This is a genomic window from Streptomyces sp. NBC_01808 (genome assembly GCF_035917395.1).
Taxonomy (GTDB): domain Bacteria; phylum Actinomycetota; class Actinomycetes; order Streptomycetales; family Streptomycetaceae; genus Streptomyces.
In genome coordinates, this window is sequence record NZ_CP109072.1 from 1,152,562 (window position 1) to 1,173,850 (window position 21,289).

General features: G+C 75.5%; 17 protein-coding genes, 4 tRNA genes and 1 pseudogene. 9 read left to right on the plus strand and 13 right to left on the minus strand.

Annotated features, from left to right (window positions below; genetic code table 11):
• Nucleotides 1–101 precede the first annotated feature (101 nt).
• From OG946_RS04655 to OG946_RS04680, 6 genes are all read left to right on the plus strand, one after another.
• A tRNA-Gly gene (locus tag OG946_RS04655) sits at nt 102–174 on the plus strand.
• Between the two features lie 26 nt (nt 175–200).
• Nucleotides 201–271 (plus strand) — tRNA-Cys (locus OG946_RS04660).
• A gap of 1 nt (nt 272) precedes the next feature.
• Nucleotides 273–347, plus strand: a tRNA-Val gene (locus OG946_RS04665).
• Between the two features lie 156 nt (nt 348–503).
• Nucleotides 504–1,721, plus strand: coding sequence for a GNAT family N-acetyltransferase (locus OG946_RS04670; RefSeq protein WP_326800145.1), 1,218 nt, complete (start codon nt 504–506; stop codon nt 1,719–1,721).
• 223 nt (nt 1,722–1,944) lie between these two features.
• Nucleotides 1,945–3,087, plus strand: a complete 1,143-nt coding sequence (locus OG946_RS04675; RefSeq protein ID WP_326794887.1) for a S1 family peptidase — start codon at nt 1,945–1,947, stop codon at nt 3,085–3,087.
• A gap of 205 nt (nt 3,088–3,292) precedes the next feature.
• Nucleotides 3,293–3,364: transfer RNA gene (locus OG946_RS04680), tRNA-Val, on the plus strand.
• 98 nt (nt 3,365–3,462) lie between these two features.
• Here OG946_RS04680 and OG946_RS04685 read toward each other — a convergent pair.
• From OG946_RS04685 to OG946_RS04700, 4 genes are all read right to left on the minus strand, one after another.
• On the minus strand, nt 3,463–3,750 hold the full coding sequence (locus OG946_RS04685) for a TFIIB-type zinc ribbon-containing protein (RefSeq protein WP_047014752.1): 288 nt from the start codon (nt 3,748–3,750) through the stop codon (nt 3,463–3,465).
• A gap of 67 nt (nt 3,751–3,817) precedes the next feature.
• Entirely contained in the window at nt 3,818–4,885 is a 1,068-nt protein-coding gene (locus tag OG946_RS04690) for a hypothetical protein (protein WP_326794888.1), read from the minus strand.
• Between the two features lie 222 nt (nt 4,886–5,107).
• The gene (locus OG946_RS04695) at nt 5,108–5,314 is read right to left on the minus strand and encodes a hypothetical protein (RefSeq protein ID WP_047014754.1); all 207 of its coding nucleotides are present in this window, start codon (nt 5,312–5,314) and stop codon (nt 5,108–5,110) included.
• Between the two features lie 184 nt (nt 5,315–5,498).
• The gene (locus OG946_RS04700; RefSeq protein WP_047014755.1) at nt 5,499–5,753 is read right to left on the minus strand and encodes a hypothetical protein; all 255 of its coding nucleotides are present in this window, start codon (nt 5,751–5,753) and stop codon (nt 5,499–5,501) included.
• A gap of 170 nt (nt 5,754–5,923) precedes the next feature.
• Here OG946_RS04700 and OG946_RS04705 point away from each other — a divergent pair, with 170 nt between their 5' ends.
• Nucleotides 5,924–7,255 carry a serine/threonine protein kinase gene (locus OG946_RS04705; RefSeq protein ID WP_326794889.1) on the plus strand — a complete coding sequence of 444 codons (1,332 nt, stop codon included), beginning with the start codon at nt 5,924–5,926 and terminating at the stop codon, nt 7,253–7,255.
• Nucleotides 7,256–7,355: 100 nt separating this feature from the next.
• Here OG946_RS04705 and OG946_RS04710 read toward each other — a convergent pair whose 3' ends face one another.
• From OG946_RS04710 to OG946_RS04745, 8 genes and pseudogenes are all read right to left on the minus strand, one after another.
• Nucleotides 7,356–8,174: a TrmH family RNA methyltransferase gene (locus tag OG946_RS04710; RefSeq protein WP_326794890.1), complete on the minus strand. Its 819-nt coding sequence runs from the start codon at nt 8,172–8,174 to the stop codon at nt 7,356–7,358.
• An 83-nt stretch (nt 8,175–8,257) separates the two neighbouring features.
• Nucleotides 8,258–9,541 carry a uroporphyrinogen-III C-methyltransferase gene (cobA, locus tag OG946_RS04715; RefSeq protein ID WP_326794891.1) on the minus strand — a complete coding sequence of 428 codons (1,284 nt, stop codon included), beginning with the start codon at nt 9,539–9,541 and terminating at the stop codon, nt 8,258–8,260.
• Nucleotides 9,542–9,812: 271 nt separating this feature from the next.
• The gene (gene cobT / locus OG946_RS04720) at nt 9,813–14,201 is read right to left on the minus strand and encodes a nicotinate-nucleotide--dimethylbenzimidazole phosphoribosyltransferase (protein ID WP_326794892.1); all 4,389 of its coding nucleotides are present in this window, start codon (nt 14,199–14,201) and stop codon (nt 9,813–9,815) included.
• Between the two features lie 373 nt (nt 14,202–14,574).
• Complete coding sequence (cbiE, locus tag OG946_RS04725) at nt 14,575–15,870, minus strand: precorrin-6y C5,15-methyltransferase (decarboxylating) subunit CbiE (protein ID WP_326794893.1); 1,296 nt, start codon at nt 15,868–15,870, stop codon at nt 14,575–14,577.
• A gap of 142 nt (nt 15,871–16,012) precedes the next feature.
• The gene (locus OG946_RS04730; RefSeq protein ID WP_326794894.1) at nt 16,013–16,618 is read right to left on the minus strand and encodes a GNAT family N-acetyltransferase; all 606 of its coding nucleotides are present in this window, start codon (nt 16,616–16,618) and stop codon (nt 16,013–16,015) included.
• Between the two features lie 77 nt (nt 16,619–16,695).
• Nucleotides 16,696–17,511: a MetQ/NlpA family ABC transporter substrate-binding protein gene (locus tag OG946_RS04735; protein WP_326800146.1), complete on the minus strand. Its 816-nt coding sequence runs from the start codon at nt 17,509–17,511 to the stop codon at nt 16,696–16,698.
• Nucleotides 17,497–18,216: pseudogene (locus OG946_RS04740) on the minus strand (methionine ABC transporter permease); the annotation flags it as partial. The pseudogene OG946_RS04740 and the gene OG946_RS04735, both read right to left, overlap by 15 nt.
• A complete protein-coding gene (locus OG946_RS04745) occupies nt 18,213–19,235 on the minus strand; it encodes a methionine ABC transporter ATP-binding protein (RefSeq protein ID WP_326794895.1) in 1,023 nt (340 codons plus the stop codon). The gene OG946_RS04745 and the pseudogene OG946_RS04740, both read right to left, overlap by 4 nt.
• Nucleotides 19,236–19,805: 570 nt before the next feature.
• Here OG946_RS04745 and OG946_RS04750 point away from each other — a divergent pair.
• Together OG946_RS04750 and OG946_RS04755 are read left to right on the plus strand one after the other, a co-directional pair.
• On the plus strand, nt 19,806–20,174 hold the full coding sequence (locus OG946_RS04750) for a hypothetical protein (protein ID WP_326794896.1): 369 nt from the start codon (nt 19,806–19,808) through the stop codon (nt 20,172–20,174).
• Nucleotides 20,167–20,628 (plus strand): hypothetical protein, encoded by a 462-nt coding sequence (locus tag OG946_RS04755; RefSeq protein WP_326794897.1) that lies wholly within the window; start codon nt 20,167–20,169, stop codon nt 20,626–20,628. The genes OG946_RS04750 and OG946_RS04755 overlap by 8 nt, the downstream gene beginning before the upstream one ends.
• On the opposite strand, the gene OG946_RS04760 is transcribed toward OG946_RS04755, so the two are convergent.
• Nucleotides 20,561–21,085 (minus strand): GNAT family N-acetyltransferase, encoded by a 525-nt coding sequence (locus tag OG946_RS04760; RefSeq protein ID WP_326794898.1) that lies wholly within the window; start codon nt 21,083–21,085, stop codon nt 20,561–20,563. The two genes, OG946_RS04755 and OG946_RS04760, sit on opposite strands and share 68 nt — an antisense overlap.
• Nucleotides 21,086–21,289 lie beyond the last annotated feature (204 nt).

Here is a 21,289-nt window from a genome sequence, read left to right on the forward strand (position 1 = left end):
GGGCCGGGCGCCTGCGGGAAACCGAATTTGAGCTGGCCCCGGAATCCGCTAAGGTTCATGACTACCGGAAGCGCCTCACCGGCGCCTTCGGAGCACGACCGGCGGACGTAGCTCAGTTGGTAGAGCATCACCTTGCCAAGGTGAGGGTCGCGAGTTCGAATCTCGTCGTCCGCTCGATGGGGGTCTCACGGGCCCCCGCTGGTGGAGTGGCCGAGAGGCGAGGCAACGGCCTGCAAAGCCGTCTACACGGGTTCAAATCCCGTCTCCACCTCGGACGATTAGCTCAGCGGGAGAGCGCTTCCCTGACACGGAAGAGGTCACTGGTTCAATCCCAGTATCGTCCACCACCCGAAGGCGACCCATGCCCGCGCCCGCCGCGCGCATGGGTCGCCTTCGTCGTTGGCCCCCGGCCGCGGCGCACCCGTCCGGGACCTGGCACGAAGCGATGTGCAGGCATCGGTCATGACAGATAGTGTCAGAATATGAACGACCGTGCTGCCATTGTGTTCCGTGAAATACCCGAAAGTGACATTGACCGGGCTCAGGAGCTGGCCTATCTGGTCTTCCACGAAAAGCCCGAGGACGAACTTCGCAAACGCCATCACGAACTCCTTGCGGGCTGCCTGCGCATCGGCGCGTACGACGCGGAGACGCTGGTCGGCATGGTCGCCGCGCTGCCGTTCACCATGGCCGTCCCCGGTGCCGAACTCCCCTGCCCCAGCCTGACGTTCGTCTCCGTCGCGCCGACGCACCGGCGCCGCGGAGTGCTCTCCGGGATGATCGCCGAGCTGTTTGCGCGCTGCCCGGCCGAGGGCTGGCCGATGGCGGCGCTGTGGGCGTCGGAGACCGCCATCTACGGGCGGTTCGGCTTCGGCCCCGGCACGTACGGCGCGACCGTCGAGATCGACTCCCGGGAGGCGCTGCGGCTGCGGATCGCCCCCGACGAGCGGCCCCTGCGGCTGGTCGACCCGGCCGCGGCGCCCGCGCTGCTCGGCCCGTACTACGACCGCACCCGCTCCGGGCGCGCCGGCCGGCCCGAGCGCAGCGAGGAGTGGTGGGCCAAGGAGTGGATGGTCGAACAGGACCCGGACGACGAGGACTTCTCCCGGCCGCGCGTCGTCGCCCTCGGTGCGCCCCTCGCCGGCTACGCCGTCTACCGCACGAAGGACGGCGACAGCGACCGCCCGGAGACCTCGGGCCTGGTGCGGCTGGACGAGCTGGAGGCGGACACCCCTGCCGTGGCCGCGGCCCTGTGGCGCTATCTCACCTCCCTGGACCTGACCGGCACGGTACGCGCCTGGGGCCGCCCGCTCGACGACCCGCTGCTGCTCTTCGCCGCCGACCGCGACCAGGTACGGGTCACGAGCACGTTCCCCGCGCTGTGGGTGCGGCTGCTCGACGTCGGCACGGCCCTGCGGCGCCGCTCCTGGGCCGCCGCGGCGGACGTCGTGCTGGCGGTGACCGACGCGGCGGTGCCGGCCAACGAGGGCACGTACCGGCTCACCGTCGCGCCCGGCGCCCCGGCCGCGTACGAGAGCGTCGACGCGGCGCCGGACCTCACCGTCGACGTCCGCGACCTGTCCGCCGCCTACCTCGGCGGCACCACCCTCGCCGCCGCCGTCCGCGCGGGCCTGGCGACCGAGCACACCGCGGGCGCCACCGACGCGCTCGACGCCGCGCTGCGCACGCCGCTGCTGCCGCACACGGTCGAGGAGTTCTAGGCCCTGTCCGGCCGGCGCGCCCGAAGAGGCGTACGCCGCAAGGCGGTTGCACAGCGGTCGCCCGGCCCCCCCGCGGGGCCGGGCGGCCGCTTTTCGCGCCTGCGAAAGGTCTGGACAAACATGCGGGCCCGTGCTGTGGTGACAGCGCGCCGATTGAGAGCGCTCTCAACCATCTGTGTTCCACCCCCACTCGACATGAGGGAACAGCAGAAAGGTCACCATCGTGAGACGCACCTTCGGATTAAGGCTCGGCCTGTCCGCACTCCTGCTCCTCAGCACCTGGGGCGGCGCCGCCGCCCTCGCCCCCGCCGCCGGCGCGGACTCCGCGCAGGAGCTCTCGCCGGGTCTGGCCCGCGCGCTGCAGCGGGACCTGGGCCTCACGGCCGACCAGGCCCGGGAGCGGCTGGCCGACGAACGCCGGGCGGGCGAGACCGAGAAGAAGGCCGAGCGCGCGGCCGGTGCCGCCTACGGCGGCTCGTGGTTCGACGCGGACAGCGGCCGGCTCACCGTCGCCGTCACCGGCACCCAGCGCGCGGACGCGGTAAGGGCGACGGGCGCCGACGTGCGCGTCGTCGAGCACAGCGCCGCGCGGCTGGACGCGACGATGAAGCGCCTGGACGCGCTGTCCGCCCCCGCGGGGGTGGCCAGTTGGCGCGTGGACGCGCGCGCCAACAGCGTCCGGGTGGACGTCGTCGCCGGCCACCGCGGCGACGCCGCGGTCCGCACCTTCCTCGAACGGGCCCGCGCCGCCGGCCCCGTCGAGGTCGGGACGGTCGCCGGGGCGCCGAGCACCTTCGCCGCCGGCACCGTCGGCGGGGACCCGTACTACACGGGCAACGTCCGCTGCTCCATCGGCTTCTCGGTGCACGGCGGCTTCGTCACCGCGGGCCACTGCGGCGGCGCGGGCCAGGCGGTCAGCGGCTGGGACCGCTCGTACATCGGCAACTTCCAGGGCTCGTCCTTCCCCGACAACGACTACGCCTGGGTCAGCGTCGGCAGCGGCTGGTGGACCGTCCCCGTGGTCCTCGGCTGGGGCACCGTGCCCGACCAGCTCGTCCGCGGTTCCGCGGAGGCCCCGGTGGGCGCCTCCATCTGCCGCTCCGGCTCCACCACGCGCTGGCACTGCGGCACGCTGCTGGCCAAGAACGAGACGGTCAACTACAGCGGCGGCGCCGTCGTGCGCCAGCTCACCAAGACGAGCGTCTGCGCGGAACCCGGCGACTCGGGCGGCTCGTTCATCAGCGGCGACCAGGCGCAGGGCGTCACGTCCGGCGGCTGGGGCAACTGCAGCGGCGGCGGCGAGACCTGGTACCAGCCGGTCAACGAGATCCTCGGCCGCTACGGGCTGAGGCTGCACACCGCGTAGGGCCCGCCGGCGATCCCGCGGCGTCGGCAAGGGAGATCGACGGCAGGTCCGCGGGCGACCGCGTCCCCGTGGCACCGGCCCCTCGCCGGTGACCGCAGGCCCGTGCCACCCGCCGCCGGCGGGTGGCACGGGCCGTACGGCCACGCGATGATCATGGACTTGCGATGGCGGTCGGCGCGTGGAAGTATCTAGCCGCAGAAAGCCCGCGCGGTTAGCTCAGCGGGAGAGCGCTTCCCTGACACGGAAGAGGTCACTGGTTCAATCCCAGTACCGCGCACAGCAGAAGGGCCGGAGCCGACGCTCCGGCCCTTCGCCGTGTGGTCGCGCGTACGGCCCCCGCGGGCGGGGGCCGTACGGACGCTGTCCGACCGTGGGTCAGGACGAGAACAGCATGCGGGAGAAGCCGCCCTTGCGGTGGCCGTAGTGACCGTGGCCGCCGCCGTGGTGGCCACCGCCCCAGCCCGGGGCCTGCTGCGGGTAGCCGCCCTGGGCGGGCGGCGGCGGAGGCGGCGGGGCCTGCTGTGCCCACTGGGCCTCGAGCCGGGTCAGGGTCTCCAGCTCGCCGTAGTCGAGAAAGATCCCCCGGCACCCGCTGCACTGCTCGATCTGCACGCCGTTGCGGTTGTACGTCTGCATCGGCGCACGGCACTTGGGACACTGCATGGTCGCCCTCAACTCCTCGAACTCTTCCGCCGCCACGGATGACGGACGGCGGCCATGGCTGCACAGCCTACGATGCGCCGCCCGGCTCCGTCCCGTCCTCCATCGCGCCGATACGCGCGCAGGCGGCGAGCAGGTCGTGGTCGGTGTCGTCCAGGGGCCGTACGCCCGTCGCGGCGTCCACGAGGGCGCGGGCGGCGAGCTGGACGGTGAGGGTGCGGGCCGGCACGTCGACCTCGGGCGGCCAGAGGCCGTCGCCGGGGGCGACGGCGGGGCCGCGGGCGGCGCGGTAGCCGGCGAGGAAGGCGGCCCAGTCGGCGGCGGGGATGAGGCCGGTGGCGTAGCCGGCGGCGGGGCGGGCGAGGTCCCAGGCGGGCTCGCCGAGGCCGAGGTCGTCGACGTCGATGAGGTGCCAGGGGCCGTCGGGGGCGGGATGGCGCACGAGTTGGCCGAGGTGGAGGTCGCCGTGGCAGAGGAGCGAGCGGGGCTGTGCGCGGGGCTCGTCGTCCCGGGCCCAGGCGGGCAGCCGCGCCCAGGCCCGGAGCACGATCGCGGCGGCGGTACGGTCCGGCGCGTGGGCGGGGCAGGGGCCGGTGGCGGCAGGGGCCGTTGCGAGGGTGCCGTCCGGTGCGGGCGGTGCCGGCGCGGTCGCGCGGGTACGGTCCTGCGGCGGGCCGGAGTCCGCGGGTGCGCGGGGCGCGGGGGTGGTCAGTGTCGCGCGCAGCGCCGCTATGGCGCGGGCCGCGTTCGCCGGTCCCGACATCGGCGGCAGGGGGCCCGGCAGCCGGTCCGCCGGTACCGCGTGCAGCCGGGCGATCAGGTGCCCCGCCTCCCGCCACGGCGCCGCCTCCGGGGCGTCGGGCGCCACCGCGGCCCCGTACGGCCAGCGGCTCACGTACCGGCCCTCGACGGGTCCTGCCAGCCCGCCGAGCGGCGCCAGCAGGGTGCCCGCGAGCAGCGGGTGCGCGGCCACCCGCAGCCGGACGGCGAGGGCGGCGGGGTCGAGCCGCGGGGCGTGCGCCTTGAGTACGGTGCCCCCGCTGCGTACGACGGTCACGTCCGCGCGGTCGACGATCACCGCGGGCTCGCCGGCCCCCCGGCTCAGCTCCGCCAGCCGGTCGACGAGGCGTGCGCGCACCGGCTCATCCTAGGCCCCGTACCTCGACGGCCTGCATGAACGTGACAGGACCGGCAGGCGGGGGTCCCCGCAGGCGTGCCCTGCCGCGTACGGCCCCGGAAAACGCGTAGCCCGGGCGTCTCCCCAGACGCCCGGGCGTACACGTCCGTCCGCCGCACCCCCGTCCCCACGGGGCTGAGCCGGCTGTCCCCGGCCCGGGCCGCTCTCCCGGGCCTGACGGGGCTAGTGCCCCATCATTCCGGCCACGGACGACGCATGTGTGATGACCGCTTCCCACCCGCCGAAGAGGACGGTGAGCACGATCGCCAGGGGCAGCACCATCGCGAGAGCGACCAGCGGGTGCCTGCGCTCCGACGGCTGTGCGCCGAACGCGGCGAGCGCCCCTGCGACGGCCTTGGGCCGTGCGGTGTGCTCCGCTGTTCTCTCCATGGCTGCCACTCCTGTGTTGGGGCGGCGGGCGTCCGACCTCGGGGGACGAGTGCTGCGCCCGCCGCTTGACGACAACATTAGGGAAATGATCGGCACGGGTCGTCATGCCCGCGTATCGATTGCCTGGCCTCCCGGAGGATGACTGCGGCGCGAACTCGCTACTCCCATGGGTGGAGACCGCGTACTACGTCCCAGGGTCTTCCCCGAGAGGGACCTCGCCGTCCGTACGCGGCACGGGATGCTCCACCAGGGCGAGCACCCTGGTGGCCATGAACCGCGCCGTGCGCACCACCGAGCCGCTGCGCGTCACCTCGCTCACCTCGACCACGCCCCGGCGCACCGACGTCTCGACCCTCCGGCCGGCGCGCGAGGCCACCACCTGGTACGTCCGCGTCGTGTCCCCCGCGTCCACGACTATCTCCACTCGATCGCCCTTCACCTGTCCCGCATCCCCCTTCGTAGGGGCCGCACTTGGGCCCGGCCATATCTCCAGGATCCCACCTGGGACTGACAATTCGGCCCGCCGCACGGCGCCCTGCCAGCGCGAGCGGCGGTCAAGTCCGTAAGCTGTGCACGGCAGACAGACCGGGCAGCGGGGATGGTTACGGCATGGCGATGATGCGGCTCCGTCGGGAGGATCCGCGTGTCGTCGGCTCGTTCCGGATCCACCGGCGGCTCGGCGCGGGCGGCATGGGCGTGGTCTACCTGGGCTCGGACCGGCGCGGCCAGCGGGTCGCGCTCAAGGTGATCCGGCCGGATCTGGCGGAGGATCAGGAGTTCCGGTCGCGGTTCGCCCGCGAGGTCTCCGCCGCCCGGCGGATCCGCGGCGGCTGTACGGCGCGGCTGGTGGCGGCCGATCTGGACGCGGACCGGCCGTGGTTCGCCACGCAGTACGTACCGGGGCCCTCGCTGCACGACAAGGTCGGCGACGAGGGGCCGCTGATCGCGGCCCGGGTCGCGGCGATCGGCGCGGCGCTCTCCGAGGGCCTGGTCGCCGTGCACGAGGCGGGTGTGGTGCACCGCGACCTGAAGCCGTCGAACATCCTGCTCTCCCCCAAGGGCCCGCGGATCATCGACTTCGGCATCGCCTGGGCGACCGGCGCCTCCACGCTGACGCACGTGGGCACGGCGGTCGGCTCGCCCGGGTTCCTTGCGCCCGAGCAGGTGCGCGGGCAGCCGGTGACGCCGGCGAGCGACGTGTTCTCGCTGGGCGCCACGCTCGCGTACGCGACGACGGGCGACTCGCCGTTCGGGCAGGGCAGTTCCGAGGTGATGCTCTACCGGGTGGTGCACGAGGAGCCGCTGCTCGACGGGGTGCCGGACGCGCTGGCGCCGCTGCTGCGCACGTGCCTGGCGAAGACCCCGGACGACCGTCCTTCGACGCTGCAGTTGTCGCTGCGGCTGAAGGAGATCGCGGCCCGCGAGGCGCACGGCGCGGGGCCGGAGGCCGCCTCACCGCGCAGGATCGCCGCGGAGCGTACGGCCCCGGGCCCCACGGCCGCGCACCGGCCGCCGGCGCCGCGGACGACGGGCGCGGGCCGGCCGGGTCACGGTACGGGCGCCGCGCAGCGCCCGGGACCGCACGGCACCGGGCGGCCGGGTGCCCCGCAGCGGCCGGGGCCCGCCCAGCGGCCCGGGGCGGCGCAGCGGCCGGGGCAGCGCGCGGGCGGCGGTGCGCCGCGCAAGCAGGCACCGGCTCCGGCGCCGGAGCGCGGACGGCAGGGCGCGGACCGCGGTCGGCAGACGGAGCAGCGTGCGCAGGTGCCGCGGAGCGGGCCACGCGACGGTGCCGCGTCGGCGCCGCGCAAGCCCGCGCCACAGCGGAGGCCCGCGCCGGACCGGGCGCGGCTGATGCGGCAGCGGCTGATCGTGTTCGTGACGGTGACGCTGCTGGTCGCGCTCGGTATCGCGGCGGCCCAAGGCTGCCAGGGCCCGCTCTAGTACAACCAGTGGATCACTCGGGGCCCGCTGCCCCGGGGTGATCCGCCGCGCCCGCGGCGGTTTTCGGCCACGCCCCCGTGCGCCGGGCCCCGGGGCGGGTTCAGTCCTCGGCGAGGGCCGTCGCCACGGCGTAGAACGCGACCGCCGCGGCGGCGCCGACGTTGAGCGAGTCGACGCCGTTCGACATGGGGATGCGTACCCGCTGGTCCGCCGCCCGCAGCGCCCGCGCCGACAGCCCCGCGCCCTCCGTGCCCAGCATCAGCGCGGCCCGCGGCAGCCGCCCCGGTGCCGCCTCGGTGATCGGCACCGCCTGCGGGTCCGGGGTGAGGGCGACGAGGGTGAAGCCCGCCTCGCGGACCGTCTCCAGGTCGTGCGGCCAGGAGGCCAGCCGCGCGTACGGGACGTGGAAGACGGCGCCCATGGAGACCTTCACCGACCGCCGGTACAGCGGGTCCGCGCAGTCGGGCGAGAGCAGCACGGCGTCCATGCCGAGGGCGGCGGCGCTGCGGAAGACGGCGCCGATGTTGGTGTGGTCGTTGACGGTCTCCAGCACCGCCACGCGGCGGGCGCGCGCCAGCAGCGCGGCGGCGTCGGGCAGCGGCTTGCGGCGCATGGCGGCGAGCGCCCCGCGGTGCACGTGGTAGCCGGTGACCTGCTCGGCCAGCCCGGGGTCGACGACGTACACCGGGGCCGGCAGCGCGTCGATGACGTCCCGCATCGCGTCGACCCACTTGGCGGAGAGCATCATGGAGCGCGTCTCGTAGCCGGTCTCGATCGCGCGCCTGATGACCTTCTCGCCCTCGGCGATGAACAACCCCTCCGCCGGCTCGCGGCGCCGGCGCAGCTCGACGTCGGTGAGGCTCGCGTAGTCGGACAGGCGCGGGTCGGCGGGGTCGTCGACGGTGAGAAGTTCTGCCACGGAACGATCCTGCCGTGCCGCGGGCCGGATTCCGACGCCGGGGTACGTGACGTGCGTCGCCCCGCGCCGCCCGCGGCCCTCCGTCAGCCGAGCGACCTGGCCGCCACCTCGCCGACGACGATCACCGCCGGCGGCCGCACCCCTTCGCGCGCCACCGCCGCCGCGGCCGTGGCGAGCGTGGCGTCCACCCGCCGCTGCGCCGCCGTCGTGCCCTCCTGCACGATCGCCACCGGCGTCGCGGGGTCGCGCCCCTCGCGTACGAGCGTCTCCGCGATGGCGCCGATGCGCTCCACGGCCATGAGCAGGACCAGCGTGCCGCGCAGCCGGGCGAGCGCGGGCCAGTCCACGAGCGAGCGCTCGTCGTCGGGCGCGACGTGGCCGCTGACCACGGTGAACTCGTGCGCCACCCCGCGGTGCGTCACCGGGATGCCGGCGACCGCGGGGACGCTGATCGCGCTGGTGACGCCCGGCACCACGGTGCACGGCACGCCCGCCTGGGCCAGCGCCTCCGCCTCCTCCATGCCGCGGCCGAAGACGAACGGGTCGCCGCCCTTCAGCCGGACGACCGCCTTGCCCGCCCTGGCGTGCCGGATCAGCGCGTCGTTGATCGCCTGCTGGGCCATGGCCCGGCCGTACGGGATCTTCGCGGCGTCGATCACCTCGACGTGCGGCGGCAGTTCGTCGAGGAGGTCGCGGGGGCCGAGGCGGTCGGCGATGACGACGTCGGCCTCGGCGAGCAGCCGCCGGCCGCGGACGGTGATGAGGTCCGGGTCGCCGGGGCCGCCGCCGACGAGGGCGACGCGCGGGATGGGGGTACCCCCTGGACCGGAGCTTGTCGGAGGTCCTTGGGGGAGGGTGCGGTGGTGGGGGGCGCTGAGGGTGCCGTCGCGCAGGCCCTCCACGACGGCGTCCCGGACGGCGGCGGAGCGGCGCGGGTCGCTGCCGGTGAGCACGGCGACGGTGACGCCCTCGCTGCGCCCGGTGGCGGGGGTCCAGGCGGTCGCGGCGGAGGCGTCGTCGCTGCGGACGCACCAGACGCGGCGGCGCTCGGCCTCGGCGGAGGCGGCGGCGTTGGCGGCGGGGTCGCGGGTGGCCACGACCGCGTACCAGGCGCCCTCCAGATCCCCGTCCGCGTACGGCCGCCGCTCCCACGTCAGCTCCCCCGCGTCGGCCATCGCCTCCACGGAGGGGGTGGCGGACGGCGAGACGAGCGTGACCCGGGCGCCGGCGGCGAGCAGCGCGGGCAGCCGGCGCTGGGCGACCTGGCCGCCGCCGAGGACGACGACGCGCCGGCCCGCGAGACGCAGTCCGACGGGGTACGCGAACGCGTCGGAACCGGGGGCGGAGTGGGCGGGGGGACGGGACATGGCGGAGCGGCTCCTCGTACGGTGTGCCGGCCGCTGCGGCGCTGGAGCGGCGGTTCTTCGCGGACTGCGGTCGGGGCGGGCGTGGCGCGTGGGGGCCCGCGACGCCAACCCTATGGCCTGCGCGGACACCCCGCCGCGGCGGACGGCTGCGCTACGGCCCCGGGGCCCTCCCGCGACGTACGCGGAAAGCCGCCCCGGCCGGGACCGCGGGTGTACCCGAGGCGTACGCGGCACGCCGACGCGCGCGTGCGGACACCCGGGTGCGGCGGACTCAGCCCTTCTCCGTCACGCCCGCAGCGTCGAACGTCGCCACCTCGTGCATCGCCCGCGCCGCGCTCTGCACCAGCGGCAGCGCCAGCAGCGCCCCGGTGCCCTCGCCGAGGCGCAGGTCGAGGTCGATCAGCGGGCGCAGCCCCAGCTTCGTCAGCGCCGCCGCGTGCCCCGGCTCGGGGCTGCGGTGGCCCGCGATGCACGCGGCCAGCGCCTCAGGCGCCACCGCGCGGGCGACCAGCGCCGCCGCGCCCGCGCTCACCCCGTCCAGCACGACGGGCGTGCGCAGCGAGGCGCCGGCGAGGATGTAGCCGACGAGCGCGGCGTGCTCCAGGCCGCCGACCGCGGCCAGCACGCCGATCGGGTCGGACGGGTCGGGGCGGTTGACCTCGATCGCCCGGCGGACGGCATCGACCTTGCGGTCGTACGTCTCGTCGTCGATGCCGGTGCCGCGGCCGGTCACGTCGGCGGGCTCGGAGTCGGTGAAGACGGCGATGATCGCGGCGGACGCGGTCGTGTTCGCGATGCCCATCTCACCGGTCAGCAGCGCCTTGTTGCCTGCCGCGACCAGGTCCCGGGCGGTCTCGATGCCGACCTCGACGGCCCGAAGCGCCTCCTCGCGGGTCATCGCGGGGCCCGCGGTCATGTCCGCGGTCCCCTTGCGCACCTTCCGCGGTACGAGGCCCGCGGCGGCGGGCAGTTCGGCCGCCGCCCCGGCGTCCACGACGCACACCTCGGCGCCGACCTGGGTGGCGAAGGCGTTGCAGACGGCGCCGCCGCCGAGGAAGTTGGCGACCATCTGGCCGGTGACCTCCTGCGGCCAGGGCGTGACGCCCTGCGCGTGCACGCCGTGGTCGCCGGCGAAGACCGCGACGGCCGCGGGCTCAGGCACGGGCGGCGGGCACTTGCGGGACAGGCCGCAGAGCTGCGCCGAGATGATCTCCAGCATGCCGAGCGAGCCGGCCGGCTTCGTCATCCGCTTCTGCCGCTCCCACGCCTCGCCGAGCGCCTTGGCGTCCAGCGGGCGGATGCCCTGGAGGGTCTCGGCGAGCAGGTCGTGCGGGTCGGCGCCGGGCAGCGCGCGGCGGCCGTAGCTCTCCTCGTGGACGACCCAGGACAGCGGGCGGCGCTTGGACCAGCCGGCCTGCACCAGCTCCGGCTCGTCGGGGAACTCGTCGACGTAGCCGATGCAGAGGTACGCCACGACGTCCAGATGCTCCGGCAGGTCCAGCTCGCGGACCAGCTCGCGCTCGTCGAAGAAGCTGACCCAGCCGACGCCGAGTCCCTCGGCGCGGGCGGCGAGCCAGAGGTTCTCGACGGCGAGCGCGGACGAGTACGGGGCCATCTGCGGCTGCGTGTGCCGGCCGAGGGTGTGCCGGCCGCCGCGGGTGGGGTCGGCGGTGACGACGATGTTCACCGGAGTGTCCCGGATGGCCTCGACCTTCAGCTCCTTGAACTGCTTTGCGCGGCCCTTGGGCAGGCTCTTCGCGTACGCCTCGCGCTGGCGGGCGGCCAGCTCGTGCATCCGGTGCCGGGTCTCCTCGGAGCGGATGACGACGAAGTCCCAGGGCTGGGAGTGGCCGACGCTGGGGGCGGTGTGGGCGGCCTCCAGGACGCGGAGCAGCACCTCGTGCGGTACGGGGTCGGAGCGGAAGCCGTTGCGGATGTCGCGGCGTTCACGCATGACGCGGTGGACGGCGGCCCGCTCGGCGTCGGCGAAGCCGGGGGCGGCGGGCTCGTCCGCGGGAGCGGCGGGCACGTCGGCCGCGGCGGCATCCGGTGCGGCGGCGGGGGGCGTTGCGTCGACGCCGGCAGCCGGTGCGTCGGCCGCGGGTGCGGCGTCGGCGGAGGCCGGCGTCGGGGTGGCCGACGCCTCCTCCGCGGGGGCGGGTTGGGGCGGGGCGGCCTGCGCCGGTACGGAGGCGCCGGGCGCCGCCGCGTTGCCCGGGGCCGCCTGCGCGGCGCCGGCCGGGGGCGCGGCGGGGGTGACCGGCGCGTTCACGGCGGTGCCACGCCGCCGCCGGCCGCGGATCTGCGTCACGGGGGCACCGGTGCGCTGTGCGCCGTCGCCCGCGGGCTGGGCCTCGGACGGCGCATCGGCCGCGGCTTCCCCCGCGGTGCCGGAGGCGGCGGCCTGGGCGCCGTTCTGGACCCCCAGCGAAACGCCGCGCCGCCCACCGGCAGCGGCGTGTACGGCGCCGGCCGTGGCGGGTTCGTCGCTCGCGGCACGCGCGGCGGGGACGGCAGGCTGCCCACCGGGCACCGCCTGACCGTTCGCCACCCGCGCCTTGGCACCGTTGACGGGCTGCCCGTTGGCCACGGCGTGGAGCGCGGCCGCGTCCGCGGGCTGCTGCCCGGCGGTGTCGCCCTGACGGTCCTGCCGGGCGGCGGAGTCGCCGCCGGTCTGCGCGTTCGCCTGCGCGGCTGCGACCGGCTGGTCCGCGGTCGCCTGCTCGGCGGTACGGACCGCGCCGCTGTCCGCGGCCTGGGCCGCGGTGTCGTTGCCGGGTACGGCGTGGAGGACCACCCCGTCCGCGGTGGCGGAGTCGTCCTGACCGCCGGCCGGGGCCTGGGAGTTGCCGCCGGCCTCCGGCACGGTCCCGGGTCCTTCCGAGGCGGCGTCAGCGCCGGTCTGTGCCGCGGCACCGTTGCGGGACTCGACTGCGGGGTCGGCGTGCGGCGCCGTGCCGTTCGCGGGTTGCGCCTCCTGCGCCTGGCCCGCGGCGGGGCCCTCCGCCACCGCCTGCGGCGCGGACCCGTTCACCGCGTGACCGTCCGGCGCCTGGGCCGCGGCGGCGCCCCCCGGTCCGCTCGACACGGCGGTGCCGGCGGCCGGTTGGCCGTTCTGCCCGGCGGGCACCGCGGGCGCCTCCGCCTCGCTCGCCGCCGCAGCGTCGGCGTGCACCGCCGGCCCGTCGGCGGCGTGACCGGCGGGCGCCTGGCCCGCGACCCCGCGGGCGGGCTGGGCAGCGCCGTCCGCGGGGTCACTGCCTTCGGTCTGCGGGTCACCGCCGGTCGCCACCGCCGCGTCGGGCTGCCCACCCGGGGCGGCCTGGTTCGCCTCCGCCGCAGCGGCGGCCGCGTCCGCGGTGCCGTTGGCGGGCTGCCGCACGTGGGTCGCGTCCGCGTCCGCGGGCTGCGCCCCGGTGGCATCGTTACCGCCGTTCGTGACGGCGCTGTTGGTGGAGATGCCGCGGCCCAGCGACGCGCCCGCGGAAGCAGCCGCCCTGCGGACGGCGGCCTGCGCCGCGTCCACCGGGGCCGGTGCGGGCGCACCGCCCTCGGTCTGCGCCGCCGCGGCCGGTTCGCCGTTCGCGGCCGGCGCGTTCTGCGCGGGCGTCGCACCGGACGGGGCCGCCGTCGCGGCGCCGTCGTGCGCGGGGGCTGCCTCCGCGCCGGGGGCCGGGGCCTCTCCGCCGACCTCCCGGGGCTGGGCCTGGGCGAGCGTCTCGCCGTTCGCCTGCGACACCGTCGTCCAGCCCGCCGGTGCGGGCGGGATCTCGCCGAGCTGCGGGCCCGGCAGGTGAGTTGCGCCGACCCGGGTGACGTCCAGGTACTCCGGGCCGACCGTCGGCGGCCCCGGCGTACGTACCGGCGGCTGCGGCGCCTGCCCGCCTGCCTGCGCCACCTGCGGCGGTACGGAACCCGCCGCGGTCGGCACCGACTGCCCCGACGCGGCCGCGGCCTGGTCGGCGGCGAGCCCGCCCGGCGCGCTCCCGCCCTGCTCGGCAGCCTGGTCAACGGCCTGCTGCCCACCGGCCGTCGTCTCCTGGCCCGCGCGGCCCGGCGCCTGAGCACCCTGGTCCGCCACGGCACCCGGTGCCGCCGACGTTCCGGCCGGCGCACCCTGCTCGGCGCCCGCGGCGATGCCCGGTCCCGCGGCAGCGTTCTGTGCGGGCTGTGCTGGCTGTCCGGTCTGGTTCGTCTGCTCGGCCCGCGCGGAGTTCGCCGCCGCGGCCGCGGCCGGCTGCGGCGTCTCGCCTGCGCCCTGCGCCGGCGAACCGGCGCCCGTACCGCCCGCGTTAGCGGCCGCGACCGCCTCCCGGGTGTCCGCGGAACCGCTCGCCGGACCCCGGTCCGCGAGCGACCGCACCACTCCCCCGGCCTGCTCCGGCACCGGCGGGCCCATGTGCAGCGGACGCCGCTGCGCGCCCGTGGCCGGCTCCGCGCCGCCCGCCGCGGCCGCGGCGGGCGCGCCCGCGGGGGCCGGGACCCTCGGATCCGTCCACGCGCCCTGCGCGCCGGGCAGGAACAGGAAGTCGTCGTCGTCCGCCGCGCCCTCGGCCGCCGGGGCGGTGTCGGGGGTCGCGGCGCGGGCGGGGTGGTGGCCTCCGGCGGCGTCGTCCGGCCCCGGCTGGTGCCCTTCCGGGAGCTTGCCGGTGTCAGTCATGCTTCCGTACCCCTCGCCCATCGCTCCAGCTCCTTCTCCGACCGTCCGTCCGGCAGCAGCCCCCCGCGGGACAGACCGGCCGCCCATAGCTAGAACGAGCACACCCCGCCCGGCGGCACGACCACCCGCAGGGTTTACGTTCCCGACAACTGCGACAAGACCCCCGGACATTACCGGCATTCGGCCACGCTGCAACGAACGCCAAGTCACGGCACAACAGTCGGCCAGCCTACCCGTAATCCGCACGCGAGTCCGGCTGGGGTCGAGCCCCGCGGGTGCCGTCCGGTGCACCGCGGGGAGCATCCGGCGCACGCCTCCCGCGCGCCCGGAGCGCGTCGTACGCACCGCGCGCACCCCGTGGCGCACCCGCGGCTCAGCCCGCGCGGCTCCCCGCGATCAGGAACACGACCGTGCGCTCCCGCTCCCGCCACCCCCCGCCGGAACCCGCGTCCGCGGGGCCCTGCGGGTCGAGGTCGACGGACTGCAGCAGCGAGCACTCCACGGCGTATCCGGCGTCCGTGAGGGCCCGTACGACCTCCTCCGCGCCGTCCCGGGTACGGGCGTGGGCGACGATCCGCACCGGCCGCCGGGCCGCGCACTCCGCGACGACCGCCGCGCCCCCGCCGCCGACCCGGACGACGTCCGGCTCCGGCAGGTCGTTGAGGACCCCGGGGGCGGTGCCGTGGACGGTCTGCAGCAGCACCCCGAAGCGGCGGGCCGCGGCCGAGGCGCGGGCACAGGCGTCGGGGTCGCGGTCCACGGCGATGACCGCGGCGCCGAAGCGGGCGGCCTCGACCGCGGCCGCGCCGCTGCCGGCACCGATGTCCCACACCAGGTCGCCCTGCCGGGGCCCGAGCCGGGCGAGTTGGACGGCGCGCAGTTGCGGCGCCTCGCCCTCGTCGGGGGCGGCGCCGTACTCCGCGGGGGCCAGGCTCCAGCCGCGCACCGGGGGCGGGTAGCCCGCGTCGTGGCCGGCGAGCCAGCCGCCGGCCGCGGGCGCGGCGGCGCCCCCCGCAGTCGTCGGCCCGGCGCCGGCCCCGATGCCGCCGCCGATGCCGCCGCCGATGCCGCCGCCGATGACGAGCGTCACGTTCGGGTCGCGCCACACGTGCTCGGCCACCTTGTCGGACGTGAGCACCGTCACACGCTCGTGCGCCCCGCCCAGCTCCTCGCAGATGACGAAGGTCCGGTGGACGTCCCGCAGCAGCAGGGCGAGTTCTGCGGGTCCCGCGCCCGGCGAGGTGAGGACGGCGACCTTGGGGTGCGCCCGGCAGACGTTCACGGCCCGGCGCAGGTTGCGCTCGTGCGCGACGACGACCTGCGCGTCGTCCCACGGCATCCCGGCGCGGGCGAAGGCGGCGGCGACGGACGAGACCGCCGGCAGCACCTCGACCTCCAGGCCGTGTTCAGGGGCGCGCAGGGTGCGTACGACGCCGAAGAAGCCCGGGTCGCCGTCGGCGATGACCACCGCCGTGCCGCGGTGCCGGGCGATCCTGCGGGCCGCGAGGCCCACGCTGCCCAGCCGGATCCGCTCGGCGCCCGGCGGCACCTCGGGCAGGGCGAGGTGGTGCGCCGCCCCGGCCACGAGGCTGGCCGCGCCGAGCGCGCCGAGGGCCGCCTCGGTCAGCGGTGAACCGTCCCACCCGATCACGGTGACCCGGTCCGCCATCGCTCACTCTTCTCCTGGTCGTCGACTGCGGGGTGCGCCGGCCCGCCGGCGGCCGCTCCCGGCCCCGCGAAGGGCACGCCCGTAGCGTACGTGCCGTCCACGCGAAGGCGCGCCGGAGGTCGGGGCCGGAGGTAAGGGAGCGTCAGAGCACACCACTCCCGCCATCCGGATCCAGGTCTTCCGGCAGCAGGCTCCAGACGATGAGGTCGGTGCGGATGTCCGTCCAGCCGCCGTCCTCGGTGCGGGTGCGCGCTATCCAGGCGTTGCGCAGGACGCCCTCGCTGATGCCGCCGAGCTTCTGCGCGACCTGCTGCGCCGCGGTGTTGTCCGCGGCGGTGCGCAGTTCGAGGCGCTCGAACTTCTGCACGTCGAAGAGCCAGCGCGCGACGGCGAGCACCGACTCCGCGGCGTACCCCTCGCCGCGCGCCCAGGGGGCGACGACGTACGAGACCTCCGCGGCCAGCGTGCGCCAGTCGGTCCGTCTGAGGTGGACGACGCCGACGAGCCGCTGGGTGAGGAACTCCGAGACCGCGAAGACGATGCCCCGGCCGCCGGTGCGCTCGGCCGGGGCTACGCGCGTCACCCAGTCGTAGGCGTCGTCCCGGGTGTACGGGTGCGGCGCCTGCGTCCACGCGGTGACGGCCTCGTCGTTCATCATCTCCGTCAGCGCCGGCACGTCCTCCTCGTCGAACGGGCGGAGCACCAGCCGGTCCGTGCTGAGGGAGACGTCCGGGAAGGTGGATGACATGCGCTTCTCCGAGTGCGTGGACCGATGACGAGCTGACTCGGACAGCATGCAGCATCCGGCGGCGGATATGCCACGGCTCAGCCCACGGGGCCGAACACCGGTACGGAGGAGGGGAACTCCTTCTCCATGAACGCCTTGGTCTCCGGGGAGTTGAGCAGCTCGCCGAGCTTCTCGATCTCCGGGTCGTCCGCGTCGCCGGCCTGTACGGCCAGGATGTTGACGTACGGGTTGCCCTCGGCCTCCTCCAGCGCGATGGCGTCGGACCGGGGGTCGAGGCCGGAGTCGATGGCGTAGTTGCCGTTGATCACGGCGGCGTCGACGTCCTGGAGCGCCCGCGGCGTCTGGGCCGCTTCGAGCTCCCGGATGTCCAGGCCGCGGTCGTCGGCGATGTCGGCGAGGGTGGCGTTGAGCCCCGTGCCGTCCTTCAGCTCGACGAGGCCTTCGGCGTCGAGGAGATGGAGGGCGCGGCCCATGTTGGTGGTGTCGTTCGGTACGGCGACGGTGTCGCCGCTGCCGATCCCCGAGACGTCGTCCGCCTCCTCGGAGTAGAGGCCGAGCGGTTCGACCAGCACGCCGACGGTCGGGACGATGTCGGTGCCGTTCTTGTCGTTGTAGTCGTCCAGGAACGGGGTGTGCTGGAAGAAGTTGGCGTCGACCTCGCCGTTGGCGACGGCCTCGTTGGGCTTGACGTAGTCGGTGAACTCGCGGATGCGCAGGTCGATCCCGGCGTCCGCGGCGAGGTTGTCCTTGACGAAGGTCAGGATCTCGCCGTGCGGCGCGGGCGTCGCGGCCACGGTGACGGTGTTCGCGCCGCCGTCGCCGCCCTCGGAGGTGAGGTTGACGGTGCCCACCGTGAGCGAGCCGACGAGCGCGACGCCGGCGACCGCGGTCACCCCGGCCCGCGCGGGGCGGGAGATGCGCAGGTAGGCGGCGCTGCGGGTGCTGCGGTCGCTGAGGCTGCGGACGAAGAAGTCGCCGATCAACTGGACGGCGTTGACGAGGACGACGAGCAGCACGACGGTGGCGAGCATGACGTCGCCCTCGTAGCGCTGGTAGCCGTAGCGGATGGCGACGTCGCCGAGGCCGCCGCCGCCGACGGCGCCGGCCATGGCGGAGTAGCCGACGAGGGCGATGACGGTGGTGGTCAGGCCCGCGACCAGGGACGGCAGCGCCTGCGGCAGCAGCGCCTTGACGACCACGGTCCAGGTGCTGCCGCCCATCGACTCCACGGCCTCGGCGAGACCGGCGTCGACCTCCCGTACCGCCGTCTCGACCAGCCGGGCGAAGAACGGGATGGCGCTGATCGCCAGGGGCACGATGGCGCCCTTGAGGCCGATGGACGTACCGACCAGCGCGCGGGTGAACGCGGTCAGCGCCAGCAGCAGGATGATGAACGGCAGCGAGCGGCCGACGTTCACGACGAGCCCGATGACCCGGTTGGCGAGGACGTTCTGCAGCGGTCGGCCGCGGTCGGTGAGGACCAGCAGCACGCCCAGCGGGGTGCCGACGACGACGGCGACGAGCGCCGCCCAGCCGACCATGGCCAGCGTCTCCCAGAGCCCGGTCAGCAGCTCGGGGCGTATCTCGGTCCAGCTCACTTGGCACTCTCCAGGGCGGGCAGGTCGGCGGCGTCGACGCCGACCGGGTCGATCTCCAGGCCCTGCTCGCGCAGGAAGCCCAGGGGGACGACGTTCTCCTCGTACGGTCCGGGCAGCTCGATGCGCATCCGGCCGACCTGCCGGCCGCCGACGGTGTCCATGGCGGCGCCGAGGATCGAGACGTCGAGGTTGTAGGTGCGGGACAGGTGGGAGATCACCGGGCGGCTCGCGGTGTCGCCGTGGAAGGTGATGTCCACGATGGTGCTCTCGTTGCCGTACGCCTCGCCGCCGACGGGGAAGAGCTGGGCGGCGATCTCGGAGCCGGGGGTGGCCAGCAGCTCGTCGAGGGTGCCGGACTCGGTGATGCGGCCGGAGCGCATCAGCGCGGCGGAGTCGCAGACGGCCTTGACGACGTCCATCTCGTGGGTGATGAGCAGGACGGTCAGACCGAGTTCGCGGTTGAGTTCGCGCAGCAGCTCCAGGACGGAGCGGGTGGTCTCGGGGTCGAGCGCGGAGGTGGCCTCGTCGGAGAGGAGCACCTGCGGGTCGCCGGCGAGGGCGCGGGCGATGCCGACGCGCTGCTTCTGGCCGCCGGACAACTGCGCGGGGTACGCCTTGGCGCGGTCGGCGAGGCCGACGAGGTCGAGGAGTTCGAGCGCCTTGCGGGCGCGCTCCTGCCCCGACAGGCCCAGGATCTCCAGCGGCAGTTCGACGTTGTCCTGCACGGTGCGGGCGCTCAGCAGGTTGAAGTGCTGGAAGATCATGCCGATACGGGTACGGGCGGCGCGCAGCTCGCGGCCGGAGAGGGCCGTGAGGTCCTGGCCCGCGACCGTGACGGTGCCGGAGTCGGGGCGCTCCAGGAGGTTGATGCAGCGGATGAGGGTGGACTTGCCGGCGCCGCTGCGGCCGACGACGCCGAAGACCTCGCCCTCGCGTACGCGCAGGTCGACGCCGTCGAGCGCGGCGGTCTCGCGGCCGCGGGAGCGGTAGACCTTCTTCAGGTCCTGGACTGTGATCACGTGGGTTCCATCGCTCTCGGGTGCCCGGCCGCGGGCGCGGGCGGGCACGGCGCGCCCACGGCGGGGCGCGCTACTCGGGTCTCGGGGGGTGGCTCCGGGGCAGCGGTGCGCGGGGGCGCGGCGCTGCCCCGGGACACGCGGGCTCGGCTCGGGGCACGGCCGTGCGGGGCACGGCGGCGGAGCGGCCCGCGGACTCGCTTCGGGGCGCGAGTCTCGTGGCGGGGGCCCTCAGCGGTGCATTCGACACATACAACGAGCACCGGGCGTCATGCTGCTCGCCTCGGTCGCACAGGTGCGGCTGCTCGTCGTGGTCATGCGGATCAGTAAAACAGATGGGCGCCACGGACCGGGACGGCTGTCCGCATTGCGGACAGCCCGGGGCGGAGCGGCGCCGGAGTCCCCGTACACCGTTGTGACCTGCGCGGATACGGTGCCGGGCGGGCAAGCGGAAGGGGCGCGGAGGGGTGGGCGCTGTGGTCAACGCCACGGCGGCGGGCGCGTGGCCGGAAGCGTACGGACCGTGCCGGGACCCGGCTCTGCGGGCCCGGGACGACGCAGTAAGGTCGAGTCATGTTCCTCCCCTTGACGATCGCGGTCGCGGTTGCCGCGCTCGCCCTCGCGGCCTGGTGCGGGTACGCCGCGGTCAAGGATGAGCCCACGAAGGACTGGCACTTCGCCGGCATGGCCGTGGTGACGGTCCTCGCGCTGGCCCAGGTCGTCGTCGGCCTGGTGCAGCTCGGCCGCGGCGAGAAGGCGGACGAGGGCACGGCGGTGTTCGTCGCCTATCTGCTCGCCGCGGGCTTCGCCGTTCCCGCCACCGGCCTGCTGTCGCTGTCGGAGCGCAGCCGCTGGGGCTCGGCGACGGTGGCCGTCGGGGGTTTCGTCCTGGCCGTGCTCCAGGTGCGGCTGCACGACATCTGGGCGGGCTCCGGTGGCTGAGCAGCGGCAGGCGGCCGGGGAGCCGCGCGGGGGCGGGCGCGCCGGGCTGTCCAGCGGGCCCGGGCGGCTGATCCTCACGCTGTACGGCGTCTTCGCCGTCGGCGCCACCTCGCGGGCGGTCTACCAGCTCAGCACGCAGTTCGACGAGGCGCCGCTCGCGTACGTGCTCTCCGCGCTGGCCGCCGTCGTCTACGTCTTCATCACCGTCGCCCTCGCGCGCGGCGGTGAGACGGCGCGGCGGCTCGCGCTGGTGTGCATCACCGCCGAGCTGATCGGCGTGCTGGCGATCGGCACCTGGACGGAGGTGCAGCCGTCCGAGTTCCCGGACCAGACCGTGTGGTCCGACTACGGCCGCGGCTACCTCTTCCTGCCCGTGATCCTGCCGGTCATCGGGCTGTGGTGGCTGAGGAAGCAGTCGTCGCGGACGCGCCCTGCGGGGCCTTCTCCAGAGTGACCAGGCTCAGCCGCGGGCTGACCTTCTCCGTGCCCACCGGCTCGTAGCCGAGACGCCGGTACAGCCGCAGGTTCGCCTCGTTGCGGTGCCCAGTGAGGAGCTGGAACCGCTCGACGGGCGCGCCGCCCTCGGCGAGCCTGACCTCCATGGCGAGCAGCAGCCGGGCGCCGAGGCCGTGGCCCTGCATCCGGGGGTGCACGATGAGCCGCCCGATGACGGCGGTGCCGTCGACCTCGACCGTGCCGCGGACGGCGCCGACCACCTCGTCGCCGAGGCGGGCGACGACGGCGGCACCGCGGTCGAACTCCGCGCGCAGCTCGTCGAGGGTCTCGGTGAGCGGGGGTATGCGGTAGTCCCCGTACAGCGCAGCCTCGGCCTGGTAGCAGAGGTACTGGAGTTTCAGGACTTGCTCGGCGTCGTCGTTCGTCGCCGGCGTGATCGTCACACTCTTGCCCATGCCGCGCCCGCCTCCTCTGTGCACCCGTAGACAGGCCGCAAAACCTGCGGCCTACCGCGTGTTTCCCCGCACTTCACCCGGCGCAACCTCCGCCGTGAGCATTCTGCGCGGCGCGGTCGTGCCGTGGCTACGGACGAGGCCCGGGCATCCCTGTGATATTGCCAACTCGCCTGAGATGTCCGGGTACGCGACGCGGGTGCGCCC